The organism is Nostoc sp. CHAB 5836 (genome assembly GCF_020829445.1).
Classification (GTDB): Bacteria; Cyanobacteriota; Cyanobacteriia; order Cyanobacteriales; family Nostocaceae; genus Nostoc.
Genome location: NZ_JAIVFV010000337.1, coordinates 1 through 3274 on the forward strand (window position 1 = coordinate 1; position 3274 = coordinate 3274).

At 39.0% G+C, this 3274-nt stretch carries 5 protein-coding genes; 4 read left to right on the top strand and 1 reads right to left on the bottom strand.

Annotated elements, in window-relative coordinates; all coding sequences use genetic code 11:
- Positions 1-180 precede the first annotated feature (180 nt).
- Positions 181-624, top strand: a complete 444-nt coding sequence (locus tag LC605_RS31995) for a transposase (protein WP_229551400.1) — start codon at positions 181-183, stop codon at positions 622-624.
- A gap of 453 nt (positions 625-1077) precedes the next feature.
- On the top strand, positions 1078-1206 hold the full coding sequence (locus tag LC605_RS33220) for a hypothetical protein (protein ID WP_267868733.1): 129 nt from the start codon (positions 1078-1080) through the stop codon (positions 1204-1206).
- Here the strand turns inward: LC605_RS33220 and LC605_RS32000 are convergent.
- Complete coding sequence (locus tag LC605_RS32000) at positions 1203-1466, bottom strand: hypothetical protein (protein ID WP_229551401.1); 264 nt, start codon at positions 1464-1466, stop codon at positions 1203-1205. The genes LC605_RS33220 and LC605_RS32000 overlap by 4 nt on opposite strands.
- Positions 1467-2197: 731 nt before the next feature.
- On the opposite strand from LC605_RS32000, the gene LC605_RS32005 reads away from it, so the two are divergent.
- Both LC605_RS32005 and LC605_RS32010 read left to right on the top strand, forming a co-directional pair.
- The gene (locus LC605_RS32005) at positions 2198-2386 is read left to right on the top strand and encodes a hypothetical protein (protein ID WP_229551402.1); all 189 of its coding nucleotides are present in this window, start codon (positions 2198-2200) and stop codon (positions 2384-2386) included.
- Between the two features lie 49 nt (positions 2387-2435).
- Positions 2436-2909 carry a hypothetical protein gene (locus LC605_RS32010; RefSeq protein ID WP_229551403.1) on the top strand — a complete coding sequence of 158 codons (474 nt, stop codon included), beginning with the start codon at positions 2436-2438 and terminating at the stop codon, positions 2907-2909.
- The last annotated feature ends 365 nt before the right edge of the window (positions 2910-3274 follow it).

Genomic DNA, 3274 nt, shown 5'->3' on the forward strand with positions numbered 1-3274 from the left:
TAATTTCTTCATTAAATTTGTTTTTTAAGTTACTAGTAATTACTGGAGTAGATATTTTTTGTAGTGTTACTTTCATACAGCAATAATTCGCTCATAGTGGTTTACCCTGATTGGTGCAAGATATAAGCATTCAAACTGGTCAAAGGCGTACCTAAATCGTTAACCAAACACTTTCAGGTGATGATTTTAGCAGACACTGCTTTTGGAAGTGCAAGGTTTCTACATGGCATACGCAAGTTAAAATACCACGCAATTACAGGTGTGCGTTATGACCGCTTGCTTGTTGATGGGCGATGCTTAAAACAGTTGCATAAACGGGGTCAACAAGTATGTCTGGTCGGTTTAAAGTTTCCTGTTTCGGTGTCGTGGTATTACCTCAAACGCGATCGCGGCAAACTTGAAAAGCGCTTTGTTATGTCTACCAAGCCCCTCAAAGCTAGCACTATTACTTGGTGGGGTAAACGTAAATGGCAGATAGAGGGGTGGTTCAAGACTGCAAAACACCGTTTCGGCTTACACCGTTTTGGCCAAGGAACACTGTTGGGTGTTTACCGTTGGTTAGTCCTGTCGCTCATTGCCTATATCTTGGCCCCGAAGAGCATATTTGTCTATTGCTACGACTAATTTACCTGACTGGGGAATCGCTGCACAAATTGCCTTCCAAGCCTGCTTACCACAAATACTCGTGTTGCTTCTTTTACTTGATATTGAACGAATACGCCTTCTTGCACTTAGTCATGGAATTGACATTCAACTGAACAGGTGCAAGATCTGAGTTAAGCTATATCCACAAAGTAACCCTAATAACAGGTCTTTTTTAGTATTTTGCCTGTATCGGTTTTGGGTTCTAGCTTCTAAGTCAGTCAATAGACGGTCTATTTCCCAGTCTTTTGTCAGCTTTCGATACCATATTTTAGACAGATTCCAACTTTCTGACTCACCTGACATAAATATCACCTTATAACTTTGTCAACAATGTTTTAATAGCCACATTGTATCGAAGAAAATTCGGAAGAATTAGCTACAAATGTTTCTAGCAACATTCTCAAAACAAAACTATAACAAATCGTTAAACAAATGTTTAACGTATCCGTTCAGGGGGGAGCGCAGGTGCAGTTAGCACCACCCCTAACTAAAGCGACCGCACCCTTCATCTGTGCAATTAAGACAGAACTGAAAAGGGCGATCGCACTTTGCTACCCTTAATCTTCATCCTTTAGTTCGGGTAAAATCTTGTCGAGTCTGTCGTTAGAGTCTTTGGCAAGCTGAATGCATCGCACACTTGCAGCCATTCCACCAGCAGCAGTAACACTTGCTTCGGGAACTTTACCAGATAGTAAAAGTCCAGCACCTAAAAGGCTAATACAGGCAGACAGTGCAGTTGCAATTAATGCGAGGTTGAAACTGTAACGTGCTTGACGCAAGCGTTCTTGGGCGATGTAAAGCTCAATAGGCTTATTACTCATAGGTTTTGCTCCATTGGTGTCAAGTTCATAGTTCTAATGTGGAGCCAAAAGCCTAGAACATTGACTGCACAATGATTGTGTTGTATATCATAAGTGATTTTTCTATGATTGTTTGATGCCCCAGTTTTGATAAAGTAGGCGATCGCTGTTAAAAACTAGGCAATAGTAAAACTACTGAGCGCTAATTATGTTTCTTAAGCTGATGCCAAAACTTGCTTGATTATGTAGTTTTGTAAAGTTTAAACAGGAGTTGCATAAAGCTATTAACTTGACCTGAGTAAATAATGTAGGCTAGACTGTGCCAAATTGGGAGTTTTGTACGCTAAGAAATCAGATCAATCGCCAAAAGCCTTGCCATTAAAAATTTTTTGCGTTCAACTCTCAAGGAATTTTTTAACGCTCATTAGTCTTAAATACAAAAAATTTTATTCGGATGACACTTGATGAAACTATTGATAGTTAAGGGTTTCAACTTTTTGAGGTTTTCTTAGCGTACAAATTTCCCGTTTCGGCACAGTCTAGCCTAGTTGGTGATATTCAAGCTTAGTTGATCAAGTCTATGTATACGAACCCCAGGATAGGTAATATAAATTTAAGCTCCACTGAAATAAATTGCGATCGCCCCCGTTTTTAGAGGAAATATATCAGCTAATGCGATGGCAACAAGAACAAACACCGCAGGCATCGCACAGGGTTAATACTAAGGATGTAGCAAAATACTATTTAAAAAAATGAACAAGCAAATAAAAACTTGGTTATTTATTGCAATTGCATCATTTTTAGGTTGGATAGGTATAAGCAAATTAGGAAAAGTTCAACAGCAATATTCAGTACAACAACAGATTTTAGCTCAAGTACAACAGTTGGTAACTGAAGTAGACAATATTAATAACAACTCAGATTTAAATTCGTTGAGTTGACACTAACAAGAGAGCGATCGCCCTTCCCCATCAAGCGAGGAAAAGCACTATGAAAATACTACCCAACGATACCTTTATAATTTTGACATCTGATTCACTGCCTATAGTTTTGCAACGGCTGAATGCAAAAGTTGAACCGACAAAAGCATTTAGATTCTCTAGAAAACACGCCCCTTATCAAGGAACTATTTCGGAATCAGGTTTCCAAATCAGTCGTATAATTCACTACCGCAACTCATTTTTACCAGTGATTCAAGGACGCTTTGAAGTAGAATCTCACCAAACTTCGATTCATGTACAAATGAGGATACATCCTTTTGTGATGGCATTTTTAGGATTCTGGTTTTTATCCTGGTATGGTGCAGTCGTTTCTATAATCTTAACAGGTGCTATGCCTCATCAAATGGCTGCAAGATTTGTAGGGATGCCTATGCTGGTGCTAATTATTTTTTGGGTAGCTTTTTGGTCAGAAGCAAATCGCAGCCGGAGTGAATTGTCCCAAATTATTCAAGGAGAATTATAGTTGAAGTGCCTTGTCCAAGTGATGGCATAACTATCAGCCCCTTAAAGCAGGCGATCGCCCCCGCCAAATTCTTAGAGGAAACCCCAATCACTTCTAAACCCGTATAAACATCTACCATTTATGGCCATACTAATCCCCTCATTCAATAGCTGCTCAATGGGGAGCAATGCGATGCAAGTTAGGCGACTCAAAAAAAGTGCGATCGCTAATTTCTCTTCTCAGCAATAAGACTTATTTAATACAGATAATTCAGGATTAATACTGAAGCCAAGATCATATTTACTTTCATAGCCTCGTGGCAGTTTTTTGGGGTAATATCCGAACATTTTTTTTAGAAATGATAATCAAGTATCTACGAGCAATAA

Excerpts from the sequence above, each read along its gene's own strand:
- LC605_RS31995 (WP_229551400.1), top strand. The coding sequence starts at position 181 with ATGATTTTAGCAGACACTGCTTTTGGAAGTGCAAGGTTTCTACATGGC.
- LC605_RS33220 (WP_267868733.1), top strand. The coding sequence starts at position 1,078 with ATGTTTAACGTATCCGTTCAGGGGGGAGCGCAGGTGCAGTTAGCACCA.
- LC605_RS32000 (WP_229551401.1), bottom strand. The coding sequence starts at position 1,466 with ATGAGTAATAAGCCTATTGAGCTTTACATCGCCCAAGAACGCTTGCGT.
- LC605_RS32005 (WP_229551402.1), top strand. The coding sequence starts at position 2,198 with ATGAACAAGCAAATAAAAACTTGGTTATTTATTGCAATTGCATCATTT.
- LC605_RS32010 (WP_229551403.1), top strand. The coding sequence starts at position 2,436 with ATGAAAATACTACCCAACGATACCTTTATAATTTTGACATCTGATTCA.